The following is an 18,597-nucleotide window of genomic DNA, read 5'->3' as shown; positions in this document are numbered from 1 at the left end:
GTGAGTGAGTCGTCAGCGTCATGCGGTTTTATTCATCCTCACTTTGAGATACGATAATACAGGGGGGAATTTTCTTAGACCAATGGCAGTTTACCATAGCAGACAGAGGTGTAAAATGGAAGACTTCGCGTGCCTGTACATTGTTCGCGGCGAACCCTACCGATCAGGAACCTGCGTAAATTTGAACACCTACGAAACACATGTAGGCAGGGTATCCAATCAGATGACGCCGGATTTGGCCTTTACGAACGCTTTTATTTCCCGGCAGCATTTTGTTATACGCAAGGAGCAGGACAAGGCGGTGCTCTATGATCTGGGAAGCCGCCACGGAACGGAAATCAACGGTGTACGGTTAACACCTCACACCCCATATCCCCTGAACAGTTTTGATATCATTAAGCTCGCCAAAGGTATGACGGTTCTCCACTTTTCGTATATGTTTGCCGATCAAACCCTTGAAATCGAACCGCTCAGCATCACTAGGCAGCTAGAAGTCGTGAAATTGCCACTTACCATCCATTGGGAGAAAAGGGAATGCGTCGTGGATGGAGAGCGGATCCCGATGTCCGAGAAAGAATATTTGCTCATTCGCGTTCTTCATGAACATGTGAACCGACTCGTTCCACTCGAGTTAATCAAATCAAGAGTATGGCTAGAACGCTCACCTGGCGTGGATGGTGTCCCCGATGTATCGCATGATGAAATGAACGCCCTGATTTACCGCGTCCGGAAAAAATACGGCAAAGACACCTTTCATATTAGCGCAGTGCGAGGCAGCGGTTATGTGCTTGAATCGGAATTGATATCGTTATAACGAAAGTGGGAAACCCTTGATGAAGTATATACAGACGGAATATTCAGGCCCGTTGCACGGACATGTACATATACCGGGAGCGAAGAACAGCTCGCTTGCCTTGCTTGTCGCCGCTTGTTTGGCGGACGATATCGTAACGTTGGAAGGCATCCCACATATAGAGGATGTCAATAGTATTGCGGGGATCGGCCGGGACATCGGCATGGAGCTAAGAAGGGAAGGCGGACACGTCGTCATCGACCCGCGTGGCATTCACAGCGCCGTGATCGACCCAGGCAAAGCTTCGAGCTATCGGGCGTCTTATTATTTTGCAGGAGCACTGCTGTCCAAATTCGGCAGAGTCACGATCGGGTTCCCGGGCGGTGACGATTTCGTCTCAAGACCGATCGATCAGCATATCAAAGTGTTTCAGGCACTCGGAGCGCAGGTTCATCTCTTAAAAGACCACTATATCGTCGAGGCTGCCGAGCTAACAGGCGCGGATATTTATTTCGACATGATCACCTCCGGAGCAACGATCAATGCGCTGTTGACCGCTGTGCGGGCTAAAGGTCGGACACAATTGTACAACGCGGCTGTGGATCCGGAAGTGGTGGATACCGCCAACTTCCTAAACCAGCTCGGCGCACGGATTTACGGAGCGGGAACAGCATGTATCCGCATCGAAGGCGTCTCTTATTTAAACGGGGGCATGCACACCGTCATTCCGGACAGGCTGATTGCCGGTGCCTTTCTCATGGCGGCTGGGGTTCGCGGAGGACAGGTTACTGTCCATGACGTCATTCCGGAGCATCTTGGTGCCACTCTCGCGAAGCTCGAGGAAATAGGCATGCATATAGAATGCGGCGAGAGCCACATCACAGCTTACGGTTCAGGCTCGCTCAAGGCAACGAGGATTCGTACAGGCATGTATCCGGGCTTCGCCACCGATTTACAGCAGCCGATGACTGCGCTTCTGCTACAGGCAAAAGGTAAAAGCATTGTGACCGAACGCGTCTATCCGAAGCGATTCGCTCACGTGCCGCAACTAAGGCGGCTTGGCGCAGAGATCGAGCTGCGGCAAGAGAGCGCCTTTATCCGCGGTGGACTTCCGCTGCGGGGCGGTTGGGTGCATGCCTCGGATGTGCGTGCAGGCATCTGCTTGCTGATGGCTGGTTTAGCTGCCGAGGGCAGCACCTATATTACAGGCGTCGAGCACATCGAACGAGGTTATGAGGACGTTATCAACAGCTTCCGATCCATTGGAGCTAAACTCTCCATGCGCGAAATGGATGCGCAGGAGCTATCAGGCCAGATTCATATACAACGGTAATGTGAAGTGAAAGGTGGTGGGGGAGCAATGGGTTCAAGAATTATGCACTATTGTATTGCCAAGTTAATTAGCGATCAAATTGAAATGGATAATATCAATGATTTTATGCTTGGTAGCATTAGCCCAGACGTTCATTATTACATGAACACACCCAAAGACCTTACACATTTTGTGGATAGAGATGAAAATGGCAAGGGGCAAATCAATTACCTTCGGTTTTACGAAAAGTATAAGACCACCATATCGAAGCCCTTTTATTTGGGGTATCTTTGTCATCTCATTTCTGATTATATTTGGTCAAAAGATACATATTTCAAAATTGTTGAATTTCTTTCTAAAGAAGAAAGGAAAGAAAAAGCCAACTCTAGCTATCGTGATTTCTGGCGACTAAATGGACGGATTATTACAGCGAACAACTTGATTTTAATGGAACATGATCTACCTGTTGATTTGGAAATGGAAGAAATCAATGTGAACGCCTTGCCTTTTCTCCTGGATTGGATGAGCAAGGATTTCTCATTTGAGGAGCAAGTAGCCAACGAGCGTTTAGAGCTTTTTAGTAATGATAATAGTCAGATCGTCGACTATATGGCGAAGTCAGTTAAGATGAGCGTGCAATTTATTCAAGACAATAGGATATTGAGCTAGCGTACAGCTATTCTCATAAAAAAGAAGAAGCCTCTCCGAGGCTTCTTCTTTTTTGCCTAATTCCGTATAACATCTACTTCATCACCACATGCCAAGGCTGCATCCACACGATTCGCTCCCCTACGCGAAGCACGATCTGCAAGTCATGAGGGCCTGCGGTGAGAGTTCTTGATGTGCTCAAACGGTACAAGGGAGTAACCGTGTCAGCGGTAACGATTTTATTGGAAGGAGCAACTGCAATCGAAGAGACGGAATCTTTGCCGCCAAGATCATTACTTTCTTCCACAGTTAGGCATGGCTGTATGGCGTCTTTGAGATTTTTCTGCGTCCATTGCACCTGTGTATCATACAGGAAAGCATTCAGTGCAGCAGTTGTACCTGCTATTTGGTCAGGAAGCTTACCCAACTCAACCTTATAGGATCCTTCATAAAAAGCATGCCCCTCATACCATGGAATTGGCGAAAGGCCGAATAATTGCTGCGCATCGGGCTGCTGCAAGTACCACTCGCCATTTTGCTGCAGTGGGGTGCTGCTCAGGGTGACAGACTTCATCAATTTATCCTTCCAGTAAATCTCAGCGCGCAGTTCCTCTTGGTACAAAACGAATGCGTAGTCGCCTTTTGCGTAACGAACAGCGCTCCCATCGACATCCGACTGCGTATACTTTAACTGCTCAGCTAGGAGCTTCAGCATCAGGAAGTCAACGCCGTTTTGAATAAAGCCTGCGTCTACATCCTCGTTCCACTTCAGTTTTCCTTCGCTATCAAGTCTGAGAATAAGCTGCTGCGGATATATGGTTTCAATCTGCAATTCAGTGCCCGTATCCAGATCCCAGAAACGGTCTTGGTTCCATGGCTGCAAAGGGATCCAACCCGTATGTCCATCTACGCTCACCTTGAGCCATGTGACACCATTTGTTTGGCTCCATACCGCGATCACGTCTACTTCCTCATTTCGCAGCACCAAGGATGATGTGGAAAAGGGGATATCCGGATAGCGCATGAGCGCATGATCCCCCCGAATAGATACTTTCCAATGAATGTTCACCGCGTCGGCAGGCTCCCCGTACAAGAGATTGATCCATCCCGTACCTTTTGAGGTTCGTACATGGTACCAAGTAGAGAAATGCCAAATATCATAAGGACCTCTGCCAGACCATAACGGCTGGGTGATTTTTTCAAAGACTGTGACCTTCTCGCCAGCGAGGAGCGCAATTTCTTTGTTGGCAGGTTCATTAAAGAGCGGAAACTCAGTCGTCAGGTTCAACGTTTCATCGGACTGAACGATCGGAACGCCTGCTGACCATGTCCATAAAGGCCCGGCATCCGTTTCAACTAAGAAATGACGATCATAAATCGTTGTATATTCTTTAATAATGCGTGTTTGGCCTGCAGTTGCAGACTCCATTGAAGCCTGTTCCGGGTGGAAAACGGACAAAAGATCCTTATATCCGCTTATGTAGTGATAATACACAGGCTCGTTGACCTCCAGTATGGTGCCGATCTGGTTCACCGGGATATGCGCCCACAAATCTCCCATCCATGAAGTGTGGATTTGAATCCATGCTTTTTTGGACGGATCGTTCGTGTAGAACCATTGCTTCTCCGCGCTGACGACCGTCACTTCCTGAGGTGCGAGAGCTGCTACCGAGCCGCCTCGTTCGCTCATTTTGCTATAAAGCGGGGTATCTGTGGTTAAAAAAATGCGCTCCGGCGGAGCGATATCAATCTCCCAAGGGTTTGGGCGAATCCAGCGAGGGCCGAACATCGTCTCGATTTTCCAAGTTGCAGCGCCGATCGACCAAGCGCCATTCGTCTCGATGACATTGACGTTTTGTGGAGAAAACCATCCCTCGGGTTGATCCTCAGGCGTATCTGACGCAGGATAGTAAGCTGTATCGGACAGTAATTGTATTGAACTTGGAATACGTAAACCATGCTGAGAATAGGGCCCTTGAGCCATAAATTCGGCTGAGGTTCCAGAAGGTTTACCTAGAAGAACCGCTAAGGTTATCACTAACAAAGCTATCATCGAACGTGCTCGCCACTTCATTTTCAAACCACTTCCCATCATAAATTGTGGTAAATATTTCAAATATTAGACGTAATATGTGAGCAAAAGTTTCTAAAATAGGAGTAACATAGTTGGAAAGAGGAGGCGAATCCATGAAACTTATTCGATTGATTCCGCTTTTTATAGGTGCAGTGCTCTTGCTGCTCTCAGCAAATCCTTTGTACAAAATGGGACAGGAGATGTGGATCGGAAGTCGTGTGAATCACGATTTTAAATGGGATCATATTTATGTCAACTTCATGCAGTTAGGCAAAGTGGAGATACTTGGGAGAGGTGCGCCGATACCAGTTGATCGTATTACGGTGGAAAACGAACTATCGGACGGCAGCGTCAATAAAGCCATTCATACGATGGCAGAGTACGTGGACATGAATCAAAAAGCCGACTCGCATCCACTTACGTACACGAGAACGTATACATGGGCAGGTCAGACGATTGAAATTGCAGATCAATTCCAATCAGGTGTTTTCCATGAAGCTAGCCGTGAGGCTGCCAACTTAAAAGTGACGATCAATCACAAGGATTGGTCCGTGGAGGGACCTGTTCTGGTAAGGCCAAATTTCTTGGATGATAATCGGTACCATGGATATGTTGGGATTTTGACAATGGAGGAAAAAGGGGAAGAAAAGTTCGTCTTCATTCAGCGAATCTCTGGAACTGCGTTTACCCCGGATAAATACCTGTCATGGCGCATACTAAGTATCGATAGCCGTGGACAGGTGCAGGATGATCGCTTCACATATGAGGAGCTGGGCGAGGTGCCGCAAAGGGTAAATATGATCAATATAACGTCAACTTCACCAAGTTCCGTAGGCTATCGCAGCGATATTTTGCTTGGCTGGCCATCCCTTATTTTTCCGATAGGCTACCCGTTCGGCACAGCCCTAGTAGGACTCCTATTGGTTGTCATTGGGGGAGTAAAAGTAATTTTGAGGCATCGAAAGGAGTAAATACATTTGAAGTTCTTGTATTATTTCATGGTATTAACAATCATGCTAGGTTTGTCCGCGTGTAAAGGAGCAGCGCCCACAACGGTTGAACCGAGTACGATGCCAGAAGAGACAGCGGCGGCGCCTATCCTTGTGGAAAAGCTTTTGCCCCCGAAGATTAATGATGTTAAGGATGTCACTTCTCTTATTCCAAAAGGGTGGCAGCTGCTCGTTCGGCAGAGTGGCCCTGACAAGGTAATAGGTGACTTGAACCATGATGGAATTCCAGACGTCGCCGTTGTCATTGAGAAGCTAGAACCCAAGCAGGGGGAAGCACCTGAGCGGGCATTGTTGATTGCTTTTGGGAATAAGGATGGCACCAATACGCTCTCGGTTATCGCAGATAAGGCGATTCTAAAAGCTGACGAAGGCGGAATATGGGGCGATCCACTGGCCGGAATTGCGATCGATAGGGGCTCTGTTGTGGTGAGTTTTTATGGTGGGAGCAACTTCAGATGGTACGGGAATTATCGCTTTCGATTTCAAAATGACGACTGGTACCTGATCGGTGCCACAGTGGGCTCCTTCTTTTCGGGGACGACGACAGAAACGACGGGTGATGAAGAGGACTATAACCTGCTCACAGGGGATTATGTTAAACGAATCGTAGACGATCCGAAGGCCGAGAAGCCTACTTCACATACGGTGAAAGGCAACATGGGGAAGAAGAAGCTTTTGAAGCTTAGCGATTTTGTGGCGACGGGGTCGACGGATCAGTTTCTGAAATAAAGAGTGCGTGGCCGCGGGTGGCATGGGATGACTGCAGCTGGAGGCTGTGACGGTAGACAGAGAGAACTGATGAAGGGCAACAGGCTAGATGGATTTCCTCCATCTATTTTCACCGGAATTGGCCGAAATTCTAGTTTAGATGTATCTCATACAGCTAATTTGAAGCAATTTAGCCATTTGGCGGAAAATGGGCACATGTAACTGGAGGTTTTCCATCTATTGCTTCATTTCATTAGAAATAAGCAAAATTAGCTGGAGGAAATCCAGTTATTGTGCCGGGTGATTTGCTAGCGGGCTATCTATCTCAATTCCGCCACTGCGCCATCCCAACTATCATTAATCACCTCTTTTCTGCCGTCCGTCCACCAACCTCGTATACTCCACGATCCATCCATTCTCTTCCTACCTCCAGTCCCCAATCAACTCTGCACTCCGCCAACCATCGCGTTTCCCACCATCTATCCATCTCACTCTCTACCTCACCAACTAGTCTCCATCCCTCATCTCGTCGTCCACCTACTCCACCTACGCTCTCTCCCTCTTTTTGCCCCCAAAATCGCCCCAAATCCAAGTTATCCCCAAACTTACCCACACTATCAACATGTCCACAAATCAAGCTGTGCATAAGATTTCTTTATCTTTATACACATATCCACAGACGAACTTATCCACAAGTGGAGAGTAGGCTCCTGTTAAGTCACGAGCTTAAAGCAGGCTCCTTGCCAAGCTGCCGTAGGATGTGCTTTTCCACGTGCAATTTGGTAAACTGTATTGTGTTGTAACATTTTTGTAATACTATTGTAATAATCGTATGAAGCACTCAATGGTACGGAGCACGCAGTTCTGCTTCACTTATATGCACCTAAGAAGGTGGACAACTCCGCCTTTAGTCTAGTTTATTTTCACGACCTTTGGCTAACGAAAGACAGTACCTTGGTGCGTTCAGCAAATGGCCTTACTCCTATATGATAGAGTTAACGTAGAGGAGAGCGAGGATTTGGCATGAGAACAAAAGCTTGGATGTCCTATCTGCTAGCATGCAGCGGCTTACTTTTGATCCCGTTGGTAGGGCTCATTTATATACATTTAAATCAAGACACCGGAACGGCGTACAACTTAATGACGGATCTCGATCAACAGATTCCTTTTATCAAAGGCTTCGTAGTCCCGTATTTATCCTGGTATGTTTATCTTGCCGTAGGATTCCTGTATATCGCGTACCGGGACCGCTCGAATTATTTCCAAACACTCGTAGAATTTATCATAGGTTTGCTTTTGTGCTATGGCGTCTATGCTATATATCAGACGACTGTGCCGCGACCGGACATTGTAGGCAGTGATTGGCTGCTGCAGACGGTCCAGTGGGTGTATAACACGGATCAACCGTTTAACTGTTTTCCAAGTACACACGTGTTAACCGCCTATCTCATGATGAGGGCCTATCTCCGATCCACACGGATTGTGATGCCTTACAAAATCCTTTCAACGAGCATGGCGATTCTCATTATCATTTCGACACAGTTCGTGAAGCAGCATGTGCTTTTGGACATTGTGGGTGCAGTGTTTGTGGCTGAGGGTGTCGTCTATGTAGTTGAGAAATGTAGAAAAGGTTGGTTAACAGGATCGATGACTGCTGGTGCGCGGCAGGATAAGCTCGAAAGGGGACTAAAGCAATGAGAAGAAAAGGAAAGCTTTTGATACTGACGGGCAGTCTTGGCGATGGGCACAATAAAGCAGCACAAGCGATACTGGAAGCTATGCGTGTGTATAGGCCGGATATGGAAGTGAAAGTGGTCGATTATTTGGCGTGGACGCATCCGTATCTGCATGGGTTTGGCAAGTACTGTTATATGCAATGGGTGAAAAGCTTGCCCTCCGTATACGGCTTCCTGTACAACAAGACCAGACATGATACCGCGCTATCCCATATGTTTAAAAAGATGAAATCGTTCAGCACCGAACGGATGCTGGATTTATTAGAAGAGGAAGCGCCCACGGAAGTCGTGTGTACGTTCCCAGGAGCTGCGGCAGCCATGTCGTATCTAAAATGTAACGGCCTAACAATCGTGCCGACCGTGACGGTCATCACCGATTACACCGATCACAGCTACTGGATTCATCCGGGGACGGATAAGTATCTGGTGGGGGCAGAGCATGTGAAGCAGGCGCTCCTGCGGTACGCGATCCCTGAGCAGCGTATCGTCGTGACGGGGATTCCGATTCGAATGACCTTCACACAAACGTACAACCGTGCCGAGCTGCGTGATAAATATGGCTTGCGCCGCGACATGCCAACCGTCCTTGTCATGGGTGGGGGGCACGGCCTGATCGGGAAGTCATTCAAATCCGTATTGCAGTCGGATGACTTGGCGGAGCCTGTGCAATTTGTTTTCGTTTGCGGTCGCAACGAGAAGCTGAAGCAGCACTTGGAAGAGGAGCTGGGTGGCTCGAATACACATCACCATGTCATGGTGACGGGGTTCGTCGATCATGTGCATGAGCTGATGGCGCTGTCCGATCTGATCGTGACGAAGCCAGGTGGACTTACTGTATCCGAAGCGCTTGCGCTGGAGCTGCCGATGATGCTGTACAAGCCGATTCCAGGCCAAGAGCAGGCTAACGCCGCATATCTCGTCGGGATTGGCGCAGCCGTGGAAGTGAAGAACGCAGCTGAGATGAAAAGCCAACTGCTAGAGGTCATCGCGAACCAATCCGTTTTGCTCAAATTGAAAAAGAACGCTCAAATGAGCCATCGCCAGCCCGACGTGCTTCGCACGTTGGATGCGATTTTGGAAACAGAACATCATTACCTTCCTGTTCAGGATGGTTTGCAATTTTCATATGCCAATGTGTAGTGGCGAATATAGAAAAGACCCTTCTACCTCCTTTTCGGGGGATAGAAAGGGTCTCCTTTTTTGCTTACTTATCCTCCTGCATCGTCACGATGATATCCTGCGCGTAGTTGCCGAATTGCTTGCCAAACAGCGTAACCCCGCCACAATTCGTTGCTGTCTCTAAGGACGCAATGCGGAAATGAATATCTTGTGAAAAGGAGATGGCCAGGTCATGAATCGTAGTCATCGATATTTGGGTGCCATCCAGAAAAGAACCCAGCGGATTCACCGTAATAATTTTCATAAGGCCATGCTGCGTGTTTTCATTGCCCCACCAATCGGGGGTGTGCACGCCTCTGTGCTTACCGAAGTCACCAGGGCAGGTCCATTGACCGAGCGGTTTGTTGTTGATGGAAAAGGAAATATCCGAAGGCCAGTTCTCGTTATAGCCAGGAGCCTCCGAGCAAATTTCAAATGAAATTTCCAAGGAGCGGAGCTTCTGATTGCTATGGAAAAAATTCGGGATGCGGTACTCGACATAGCCGCTACCGAACCAGAGAATGCCAGCTTGTACATGCTGCGGATCCGCAAAATACCGCGGATCATCCAGCACCCCAATCAGCTGTGTAGCGGAAGCCAAGCCGCACGTTGGTTTCACGTCGAAGGCGGAGTATTGGCCAATGGGGATCGCCACCGTCGTCGTCGGATGCTCGTACGGCTTCTTCGACTTAAACTGTAGCGTGGCTTGTTCTAGCTGCAGGTAGCAGATCTTCTGGGTGCCGCGCACGCCGACCACGTTCTCCGAGCGCACGATGCCAGCTTGCTCCAGCTTCTGAATATGCTTCGTCACGATCGCTGACGATATCTCCAGTCGCTGGGACAGCTGTTTAATATTTAACGGTGCTTCGCTAAGCAGCTCAATCATCTTCACACGAGTCTCGGAGGAGAAGCATTCTAGGAAAGACATATTTTTAGTTGAAACTTCAATTTGCATAGGGGAACCTCGACTTTACAGGCATAGTTTCCTCCATTGTATAACCTGTGGGTTATTTAAACAACTTAAATGTGCGAAAAAACAAAAAACGTCCCCCAGCCAACCTGGCCCAAAGGACGTTCTTCGTCTATTAATCTTTTATGTTATACATAATCCCGAATCAAATCGGCCAATGTGCCAGCAATGTCAGTGGTATCGGCATTTAGTTCATCAAGATTGAACCGTACCCGTATAAAACTTTCATCCATACCAGCCGCTTCAGCGAATAGGCCAGCTAGCCCGCGAGCTTTGCGATCGATCTGCATTAATAAGTCGACGCCATTCTCCGTCGGGAAGAACATAATTTCCAATTCATCCAGCTGCCCACGGAATTGAGAGGTGGGAACGAACTCGAATTCTTGCACGAAAGGTACGCCGTAATGTCTGCCATATGATGGTGCGTATTGGCAGGTCACCTCGCGAAGTCGGAAGCCAAGTTCATTGACTGCCTCTAGAATAATGGCGGCATGCGGGTGTGGACTTACTTGAAGCTGATCCTGATCCTTCGGATCCACCGCTTCTTTAATATCGAGTCCGGTTTGTATCCAAACAGGGGTTCTGCCCATTGTTGTTGGCGTTATTGCAGGAAGCTGGAACGAAACAGGGAACTCATATACCTGTTCTGCTTCAACTGTAAATTTTCCGGTAAGCTGGAATTTGGCAACGGCAGCTTCCTCTTGTATTTTTGTATCGTTCTGCTCTTTCCAGTAACGCGTCATGACGTAAGCGTATACGTCATCGATCTGCTGATCCACGCGCCCCCCTTGAATTCGGACGACTCCGTCGATCATATCCCCCGCATTCACCGCGTCTTCATGAAGCATAAGGTCTACTTGGGCAGCGCCGATGCCGACGCTTGCGAGCATTCGTTTGAACATGGACATGTGTAAAAATCCTCCTCATCATTTATATATACTGATACGATATAAAGCTTAAGTGGTTTCATGTTGGATAGTTAACAACAATAATATATTTATTTTTAGTATTTATTTATTGCAGAACGATAAAACATGTGATAAATTCAAGTTAAATTTTAAACCTAAGTGAGGGATTTATATGAAACGAGGAACAACGCTCTTTTTAAAGTTGACTGTCATTCTAATGGGTATACCCGTTCTTGCTATGTGCATATTTGCAGTGCCTGAGATCGCGGATTATGTCGTAGAATTATACCCAGATCATACTTATTTAAAATATCTGTTTATCATGGATTTATATGCAACGGCGGTGCCTTTTTACATTGCGCTATATCAAGCGTTTAAGCTTTTAAAGTACATTGACAATAATAAAGCGTTCTCGGAATTATCTGTAGAAGCCTTAAAGAAAATCAAGTACTGTGCCATCACAATCAGTGGTCTGTATGTGTTAGGGATGCCGCTTTTCTATCTTCTTGGTGAGAGAGACGACGCCCCAGGTGTCATAGTCATTGGAATGGTCATGATTTTTGCCCCCATGGTGATTGCTGTTTTTGCTGCTGTTCTCCAAAAGCTTCTAAAAGAGGCTATTGATATAAAATCTGAAAATGATTTGACGGTCTGAGGTGACGAATATGGCGATAATAATTAATGTTGACGTGATGTTGGCTAAGAGGAAAATGAGCGTAACGGAACTGTCGGAGAGAGTTGGGATCACAATGGCTAACCTATCTATATTGAAAAATGGAAAGGCTAAAGCGATTCGATTTGCCACTTTAGAAGCGATTTGTAAGGCATTAGATTGTCAGCCGGGCGATATTTTAGAATACAGAAGTGACGAGATCGTTCAAGCCTAATACAGTTTGGTAAGAGGAGGTGTAACCTTGGAGAGTAACAATGTAATTATTGAACATCTTGCCAACCCCCATGAATTGGAGCGAATATTTAGAAAAGATCCTGAAGCTTTTAAAAGGTCATTCTCAACCGCTTGGGAAAAAAATCCTGATTCTCAGGTGCTTGCCGTTTGGCATGAAAGATTGCATTTCAAGGAGACGGCCCATTCAGAAAAAGCATCCTTATTTCAGAAATCTTTCGTATTCATGGGCATTTTGGCCATCTTGTCGGGGATCACGACAAGGATCTTATTTCATTTTGTCGAACAGGAGTCAATCGCTCCTATTAATCTTGCGTTTGGCGTTCTTCCCTTCATTGCCATCTATTTTGTACTCCATCATATCCCGAATAAAAAGGTTCTCTACACCCTAGCATCGTCATTTGTGCTCTCCGGGTTATTTCTGAATTTACTGCCGCTAGAGCAAACGGATAGTATTATCTTGGCTTATATTCATCTTCCCATCTTCTTATGGGTAGTCGTAGGGCTTGCTTTTACAGGGAATGACTTTGGCAGAGGGAGTACAAGATTAGCGTATCTTAAATTTAATGGGGAATTGGCGATCCTCTATGCCAGCATGGCGATTAGCGGTATGTTGTTAACAGGATTAACGATGCAGTTATTTCGATTTGTCGGCATGGATATATCCCAATTTTATTTTAAAAATGTCGTGTTATTTGGTGCCGCGGGCCTCGCTATTGTGGCTACATACCTAGTATCGAAGAATCTTAAACTAGCTAAAAACATTGCTCCCTATATAGCTAAAATTTTTAGCCCCCTTGTACTGGTTACCTTGTTTGTCTACCTCATAACAGTTATTGTAGTCGGGAAAAATCCATTCTTGGACCGCGATTTTCTCTTGTCTTTCAACGGAATACTGCTATGTGTATTGGCCGTCACCATTTTCTCCATTACGGAAAGCGGTACAGACGAGAAAAAGTCTATTTCCGACTATATCAATTTTGCCCTAATCGTTCTCGCGCTTATCATTGATAGTGTGGCTTTATCAGCCATCGTGTTCAGGCTATCTTCTTATGGAATTACGCCCAACAGACTTGCTGTTCTAGGCGTGAACATTCTGATCTGGGCTAACCTCATCTGGATTATGCTTTCCTACCTGCGGTTTCTACGTAACCGAACCGGACCATCGGCCATCCAAGATGCCGTTACGAAGTATTTGCCGATCTACGGGATCTGGGCAGCTATCGTTACATTGACGTTTCCTTATATTTTTAAATAATAGAAAGAGACCCTCAGCTAGCTGGGGGTTTCTTTTGTGCTATTCAAACTCAGCTTTCACTGACTTAGCAATATCCGGTGAGGAAACGTAGTAATATACATTAATTTTGGAGGCATCATCAACTCGCCAATAATTGTTTCGATTTATCCAATTGGCATTATCGTTACGTTGAACGGATAGAACGTTGCCATATTCCGATACATCAACCGAACGGCCAGAGACTAAATTAAACCTAACCCCCCAAAGTGGTGTAGTACCATTGCCTTCGTCGTTATCCTTTAAAAAGGTTGACTTGTTGAATGCGTTAATCCATGTACTCATTTTTTGCGGATTTGTAATCTCGATTGTATGTACACCTTGATATAAGCGGATACTTTGAACCTCTTGCACGACAAGGTGTTGATGATAAATGGCAACTTTGCCGTAGCACCGCCAATAAAGAAAAGAACCGCCTAGAATGACGAAAATTAAAGTGATGATGATGCTCTTCTTCATTTCGGAACCTCCAGTGATGTCATGTTCAAAATATAAGTGCAACGTATCATTATAAGATTCTTACCTCGTTATTTGTCTCATAAACTAAATGGGGTGATGAATATGGAAAATAACTGGATAATAAAAATACTTTCTCCTTCGAACGAAGAAGATACGGAATGGCTAAAAAACTTGTGGTTAAGCGAGTGGGGCAGCGACGACATGATAACGAAAGGCAATAAGTATCATGTTCAGGACATGGATGCACTCATCGCATGGGCAGATGATGTGCGTGTCGGAGCAGCTACTTATCGCATTGGTATCGATGAATGTGAGGTAATGAGTTTTAATGCAAGTGTAAAAGGAGCAGGCATTGGAAGTGCATTAATTGCTGAGCTGGAGAGCAGGATGAAGCAGTCGGGAATTCATCGGATATTTATGATAACGACAAATGATAATTTGGATGCTTTGCGGTTTTATCAACGGCGCGGCTATAGCATAGCAGCCCTATATCCCAATGCAATTGATGAGGCTAGGAAACTAAAGCCAACAATCCCCCAAGTGGGATATTACGTTATTCCGATTCGTGATGAAATTGAGTTGGAGAAAATTTTGTGAGATCGGCTAAAAAGCACCCTGCAGACAATTGCAGGGTGTTTTGCTATGCGTTACCGCGGGGTGGAAGGAATTTCAAACAGATGAAAGAATCTATTAGTTAAGGAACAATAGGAACGAAAAGGAGTGTAGCCAAGTGGGAAAGAATCATTTAAGACCAATTTATAATGCGGGTGAATCACTGCTGAAGGATATACAAAGGACGACTGTGCCTGAAGGCGGGGTAGCGATCTGGAGTTTGGGGCAAGCCAGTGTGCTGATAAAAGGCGGCAGTTCTGATGACATCATTTGTATAGACCCGTATTTAACTTTTTCGATTGAAACGGACTATCCAGATACAGAATTTAAGCGGGAAATTCCGCCTCCACTTATGCCAGAAGAGTTGGATGTAAACAAGGTGTTAATTACACATTTTCATGGTGACCATATGGATTTGGCTACGATTAAAGGTGTTTCTCAGGCACATCCTGAGACGAAATTTGTTGCCCCGGCGTCGCATGTGCATATGATGCGTGACATCGAACTGGATCCAAGCCGTATCATACCTGCAAGGCAGGAGCAAGCGATTTCCGACAACGGAGTCACGATTATCCCTGTAGCGGGAGCGCACACGGCGTATGAGGCGGATGAGGAAGGCAATCAGTTTTACTTGGGCTTTTTCATAGAAATTAACGGGGTACGCATTTTCCATGCAGGAGATACTTTGGTCACGACGGAGTTAGTTGAGAGGGCCAAGCAATTCCAGCCTCATGTAACGCTGCTGCCGATTAATGGGGGAGATTATGCAAGAACCTCAAGAGGTATTGTAGCCAATATGAACTTCCGCGAAGCGGCGGATTTCGGCGTTGAGATTGGGACGGATTTAATTATTCCTATCCATTTTGATATGTTCTCCAACAATCGCGATAACCCGTCCTACTTTGTGGATTATTTGTTTCACACATATCCCGCACAAAAATTCCATATGATGTCGGCGGGAGAACGATTCATCTATTTTAAATAATTCGCAATAGGAATAAACCTTGCCTTCATCACCAATAATAGGGCTAAAACTTAGAGGTATTTGAAGGAAGGAATTACAGGCTATGGATATTGATGCTTTTTTAGCTGAAGTCCTCAGCTCCAATGAGGATTGGCATGTAACAGCGAAGGATGGAATATCGGTGATAGATCCGAATGGGGAGAAAGAGATCCCTGTTTTTGATCAGCATGACGATTATTTAGAATCAGGATTTTAAGTGCCAGGAATGGCATATGACATCCGAAAACCCAGCAAACTTAAATTTGCTGGGTTTTTGTTTGCATAGGAAACTTTAATTTTCGGCTTTTGTAACCAAGTGTTGTAGAATGTAAGGGTAGAATGCCCCATTCATAAATGTAACCTAAATTAGGAGGATTCACGCATGGATCGAATGTATATCTTAAAAATCAACGAATATTTGCAAATTGATGAATATAACATGAATTTGATTCTACAGTGCTTTGATGAGATTCAAAGCTCAAATTTTTTGAAAGAGCAATTGGAAATCGCGCGTAATCAAATCTTTGTAGAGAACCAACATGATATATCCGAAGAGGTCAAAGCCAATGTGGCAAACCATCTACAGGGTGCAAACTTTTTCCCGCTCATTGTGCTGTTGGCGAAATTCGATGACGTACTAACGTTTTATGAAAAACACAAGTTGCCCAAGGAAATTCTGCTTCACACCTTTCTCGATGTGAATTTATGGATACGAGGCTATAAAGATAGACATCAGAAAGATGGATTTGAAGAGCTTCGTTGGTTGAAAATCCATTTTAAAAATGAAATTTTCAGAGTAGGGCGTCTGCAATTTATTTATAAGAAAAATTATTTAAAGGCGAGAGTCTATAGAAATAAAGTGACCAGCGAACTAGTCATTATCCCACATGATCAGATGGAGTTTGATGATAAAGGGCTTACGCCCTCGCTCCCAGGCACAGACCTGACCAGGAACGGCTTCAAGTCTGAGGTGATGGAAACCGATGAGGCTATTATCTCGAATTGCATCCTCGTGAATGGGATCATGATTAAGAAAAATGTGTCTCTTGCCAAGGAAGATTTCGAGCTTGTGTTGGGTGAGAACGATAACGTCCTGGACGTACATATACCTGGTTACGAGCCGCTAAACGCAGAGAGTTGCAGGGAATCCTTCAAACAAGCTTTGGAATTCTATAAAACGTATTTTAACGATTATACCTATAAGGCATTCATTTGTGACTCCTGGCTTCTTACACCGCAATTCAAGGAAATATTGCCTGCTGACAGCAACATAAATAAATTCGGTTCCATGTTTGAGCTTGTAAATGGTGTTGTGAGAAACTCGTCATTCTTGTTCTTTGTATTTAGAACCACGGATCCTGATCTAGAGAAACTGCCGAGACAAAGCAGCCTACAGCAAGCTGTATACAACCATCTCAAGAGTAATAAAGATTTGTGTGTCATGAATGGGTTTATTTTGATCGATTGATCGAGGACAAAAAAACGAATTAATTAATGGTTCAGAACGCGGAGTGGCCGGATAAAATAAATCTCGCTAACTCCGCTTCCCTTATTTCCGATAGCGGCTCCGAATTATCCCAATATAGCAGAGACGATGCGTCCATCTGCCAAACTACCTCTTTGCGCTGTAGCGATGTGCGAAATTGCTGCCAATTGTCCAGCTTCCACACATCCAAAGCCGACCCTCTCTCCCGAATGCGTTGTTCATAAGCTTCCTCACTCGGTAAAAACGCATAAACCACCTTCACGCTTACATCATGAATCGTAGCGCCAATTCGCGCCAACTCCCCTTCAAGCCACAGCGGATCACTCTGCTCCTTCGTGAAAGGCCCGATCACGATGGCGTCCTGACCAACCGATAGCTGCTCGAGCGCCGCATCCATCGTGATGCGATATCCCAGATCGCGGCAATGCGCCTTGTAAAAAGGGGAATCCCGATCACTCGGATCTTGCCCGGCCAGTGTCATGATCGCTTCTGCGGCTGGACGCAGCAAGGTGTCCATATCCAAGAAGGCACCGCCGTGTCGGCGCACCCATGCCTTCGCTAGCGTTGTTTTGCCTGCACCTGCAGGACCTAGGAAAAAGATTAATTTGCGCATCACGATACCTCCGAAAAATCCAGTTACGGTTAAATAGTATGTTCCAATGATTGTATCATAGGAGCTAAGATAGCAGGAATTCTTTCCAATGAACCGAAATGAATTACAGATTTCCATTTATGTACAATGAGGTGATCGCCATCGCGCGTTTATACGTACTACCCATTACGTCGATTCCCTCGGAAGCCGTTGCCGAAGGACTCACTTATATATCCGAAGAGAAGCGGGCACGCTTGCATCGCTTTCGCCACCGAGAGGACCTGATTCGGGGCTTATGGGCGGACCTGCTTTTGCGCAGCAGGATCGTCGCGGATCTACGTCTACAAAATTCGCAAATCCAATTCGAGCTCAATGCCTACGGTAAACCGCGGCTTAGCGGTGTGGATAACTACCATTTTAACGTGTCACATGCAGGGAATTGGGTGGTTTGTTTGGTGGACAGCGAAGCCGTAGGCGTCGATGTGGAACGCATGCAAGCCTTCGATGAAGGGATTGCTGGATCCTTTTTTGCGGAGGAGGAGTACGGCTATATCATGGAAGCCACCCAGATTAGGGAGCATCAGCTGCGATTTTATCAGATTTGGACAGCCAAGGAGAGCTATATCAAAGCCGTTGGCAAAGGGTTATCGCTGCAGCTAACCGACTTCTCGGTCATGACCGCAGAAGGGGTGGAGGGTGTGAAGTGGATAAGTGGCGAATCGTGGCAGATTAAATCTTTCTACTTAGATTTGCCCACAGCCCTGAATGTGCCTGCAGACTTATCCACAGATACTCCATCGGACGCAAATGCCTACTTATTAACAACCTGCTGCAGACCTTCTGCTTCATCAATAGAACTGGAGCGAGTAGAGCCGCGAGATATTTTAACAGCGTTACAACCTGTAAATCGTTGACAGGTCTTCTCTTTTT

At 46.0% G+C, this 18,597-nt stretch carries 21 protein-coding genes; 16 read left to right on the top strand and 5 right to left on the bottom strand.

Going from position 1 to position 18,597, the window contains the following annotated elements:
• The first annotated feature begins 115 nt into the window (after positions 1 to 115).
• Genes AC58UX_RS13525 through AC58UX_RS13515 form a run of 3 tightly spaced genes read left to right on the top strand, consistent with a single transcriptional unit; the run spans position 116 to position 2,774 of the window.
• Positions 116 to 814, top strand: a complete 699-nt coding sequence (locus AC58UX_RS13525; protein ID WP_497253371.1) for an FHA domain-containing protein — start codon at positions 116 to 118, stop codon at positions 812 to 814.
• A gap of 19 nt (positions 815 to 833) precedes the next feature.
• Positions 834 to 2,126 (top strand): UDP-N-acetylglucosamine 1-carboxyvinyltransferase, encoded by a 1,293-nt coding sequence (gene murA, locus AC58UX_RS13520; RefSeq protein WP_497253670.1) that lies wholly within the window; start codon positions 834 to 836, stop codon positions 2,124 to 2,126.
• Positions 2,127 to 2,153: 27 nt separating this feature from the next.
• Complete coding sequence (locus AC58UX_RS13515; protein ID WP_497253369.1) at positions 2,154 to 2,774, top strand: zinc dependent phospholipase C family protein; 621 nt, start codon at positions 2,154 to 2,156, stop codon at positions 2,772 to 2,774.
• A gap of 73 nt (positions 2,775 to 2,847) precedes the next feature.
• Here the strand turns inward: AC58UX_RS13515 and AC58UX_RS13510 are convergent, their stop codons facing one another.
• Complete coding sequence (locus tag AC58UX_RS13510) at positions 2,848 to 4,806, bottom strand: GW dipeptide domain-containing protein (RefSeq protein WP_497253367.1); 1,959 nt, start codon at positions 4,804 to 4,806, stop codon at positions 2,848 to 2,850.
• Positions 4,807 to 4,940: 134 nt separating this feature from the next.
• On the opposite strand from AC58UX_RS13510, the gene AC58UX_RS13505 reads away from it, so the two are divergent.
• The 5 genes from AC58UX_RS13505 (at position 4,941) to AC58UX_RS13485 (ending at position 9,421) form a co-directional block, all read left to right on the top strand.
• Positions 4,941 to 5,798 (top strand): hypothetical protein, encoded by an 858-nt coding sequence (locus AC58UX_RS13505; protein ID WP_497253365.1) that lies wholly within the window; start codon positions 4,941 to 4,943, stop codon positions 5,796 to 5,798.
• A gap of 27 nt (positions 5,799 to 5,825) precedes the next feature.
• Positions 5,826 to 6,566 (top strand): hypothetical protein, encoded by a 741-nt coding sequence (locus tag AC58UX_RS13500; RefSeq protein WP_497253363.1) that lies wholly within the window; start codon positions 5,826 to 5,828, stop codon positions 6,564 to 6,566.
• Positions 6,567 to 6,569: 3 nt separating this feature from the next.
• Positions 6,570 to 6,767: a hypothetical protein gene (locus AC58UX_RS13495; protein ID WP_497253361.1), complete on the top strand. Its 198-nt coding sequence runs from the start codon at positions 6,570 to 6,572 to the stop codon at positions 6,765 to 6,767.
• Positions 6,768 to 7,568: 801 nt separating this feature from the next.
• On the top strand, positions 7,569 to 8,243 hold the full coding sequence (locus AC58UX_RS13490) for a phosphatase PAP2 family protein (protein ID WP_497253359.1): 675 nt from the start codon (positions 7,569 to 7,571) through the stop codon (positions 8,241 to 8,243).
• On the top strand, positions 8,240 to 9,421 hold the full coding sequence (locus tag AC58UX_RS13485; protein WP_497253357.1) for an MGDG synthase family glycosyltransferase: 1,182 nt from the start codon (positions 8,240 to 8,242) through the stop codon (positions 9,419 to 9,421). The genes AC58UX_RS13490 and AC58UX_RS13485 overlap by 4 nt, the downstream gene beginning before the upstream one ends.
• 64 nt (positions 9,422 to 9,485) lie before the next feature.
• On the opposite strand, the gene AC58UX_RS13480 is transcribed toward AC58UX_RS13485, so the two are convergent.
• A complete protein-coding gene (locus tag AC58UX_RS13480) occupies positions 9,486 to 10,394 on the bottom strand; it encodes an ArsR/SmtB family transcription factor (RefSeq protein WP_497253355.1) in 909 nt (302 codons plus the stop codon).
• A gap of 143 nt (positions 10,395 to 10,537) precedes the next feature.
• Positions 10,538 to 11,317, bottom strand: a complete 780-nt coding sequence (locus AC58UX_RS13475) for a sporulation protein (protein ID WP_497253353.1) — start codon at positions 11,315 to 11,317, stop codon at positions 10,538 to 10,540.
• A gap of 172 nt (positions 11,318 to 11,489) precedes the next feature.
• Between AC58UX_RS13475 and AC58UX_RS13470 the strand changes: the two genes are divergently transcribed.
• Genes AC58UX_RS13470 through AC58UX_RS13460 form a run of 3 tightly spaced genes read left to right on the top strand, consistent with a single transcriptional unit; the run spans position 11,490 to position 13,479 of the window.
• Positions 11,490 to 11,972, top strand: coding sequence for a DUF2975 domain-containing protein (locus AC58UX_RS13470; protein WP_497253351.1), 483 nt, complete (start codon positions 11,490 to 11,492; stop codon positions 11,970 to 11,972).
• Between the two features lie 10 nt (positions 11,973 to 11,982).
• Positions 11,983 to 12,204: a helix-turn-helix domain-containing protein gene (locus AC58UX_RS13465; RefSeq protein ID WP_497253349.1), complete on the top strand. Its 222-nt coding sequence runs from the start codon at positions 11,983 to 11,985 to the stop codon at positions 12,202 to 12,204.
• Positions 12,205 to 12,231: 27 nt separating this feature from the next.
• Positions 12,232 to 13,479 (top strand): DUF4153 domain-containing protein, encoded by a 1,248-nt coding sequence (locus AC58UX_RS13460; RefSeq protein ID WP_497253347.1) that lies wholly within the window; start codon positions 12,232 to 12,234, stop codon positions 13,477 to 13,479.
• A 39-nt stretch (positions 13,480 to 13,518) separates the two neighbouring features.
• Here the strand turns inward: AC58UX_RS13460 and AC58UX_RS13455 are convergent, their stop codons facing one another.
• Positions 13,519 to 13,974, bottom strand: coding sequence for a hypothetical protein (locus tag AC58UX_RS13455; RefSeq protein WP_497253345.1), 456 nt, complete (start codon positions 13,972 to 13,974; stop codon positions 13,519 to 13,521).
• Between the two features lie 102 nt (positions 13,975 to 14,076).
• On the opposite strand from AC58UX_RS13455, the gene AC58UX_RS13450 reads away from it, so the two are divergent.
• The 4 genes from AC58UX_RS13450 to AC58UX_RS13435 all read left to right on the top strand — a co-directional run bounded on the left by AC58UX_RS13450 (position 14,077) and on the right by AC58UX_RS13435 (position 17,057).
• Positions 14,077 to 14,571 carry a GNAT family N-acetyltransferase gene (locus AC58UX_RS13450; RefSeq protein WP_497253343.1) on the top strand — a complete coding sequence of 165 codons (495 nt, stop codon included), beginning with the start codon at positions 14,077 to 14,079 and terminating at the stop codon, positions 14,569 to 14,571.
• 133 nt (positions 14,572 to 14,704) lie between these two features.
• Positions 14,705 to 15,571 (top strand): MBL fold metallo-hydrolase, encoded by an 867-nt coding sequence (locus tag AC58UX_RS13445; protein WP_497253341.1) that lies wholly within the window; start codon positions 14,705 to 14,707, stop codon positions 15,569 to 15,571.
• An 82-nt stretch (positions 15,572 to 15,653) separates the two neighbouring features.
• On the top strand, positions 15,654 to 15,806 hold the full coding sequence (locus tag AC58UX_RS13440) for a hypothetical protein (protein ID WP_497253339.1): 153 nt from the start codon (positions 15,654 to 15,656) through the stop codon (positions 15,804 to 15,806).
• Between the two features lie 165 nt (positions 15,807 to 15,971).
• Complete coding sequence (locus AC58UX_RS13435) at positions 15,972 to 17,057, top strand: acyltransferase domain-containing protein (protein WP_497253337.1); 1,086 nt, start codon at positions 15,972 to 15,974, stop codon at positions 17,055 to 17,057.
• 31 nt (positions 17,058 to 17,088) lie between these two features.
• Here AC58UX_RS13435 and AC58UX_RS13430 read toward each other — a convergent pair whose 3' ends face one another.
• Positions 17,089 to 17,688, bottom strand: a complete 600-nt coding sequence (locus AC58UX_RS13430; RefSeq protein WP_497253335.1) for a P-loop nucleotide/nucleoside kinase family protein — start codon at positions 17,686 to 17,688, stop codon at positions 17,089 to 17,091.
• Positions 17,689 to 17,807: 119 nt separating this feature from the next.
• Between AC58UX_RS13430 and AC58UX_RS13425 the strand changes: the two genes are divergently transcribed.
• Entirely contained in the window at positions 17,808 to 18,581 is a 774-nt protein-coding gene (locus tag AC58UX_RS13425; RefSeq protein WP_497253333.1) for a 4'-phosphopantetheinyl transferase family protein, read from the top strand.
• Positions 18,582 to 18,597 lie beyond the last annotated feature (16 nt).

The organism is Paenibacillus sp. J22P90, assembly GCF_059692195.1.
Note: the sequence above shows the minus strand (reverse complement) of the source record. Positions and strands in the feature narration are given on the sequence as shown.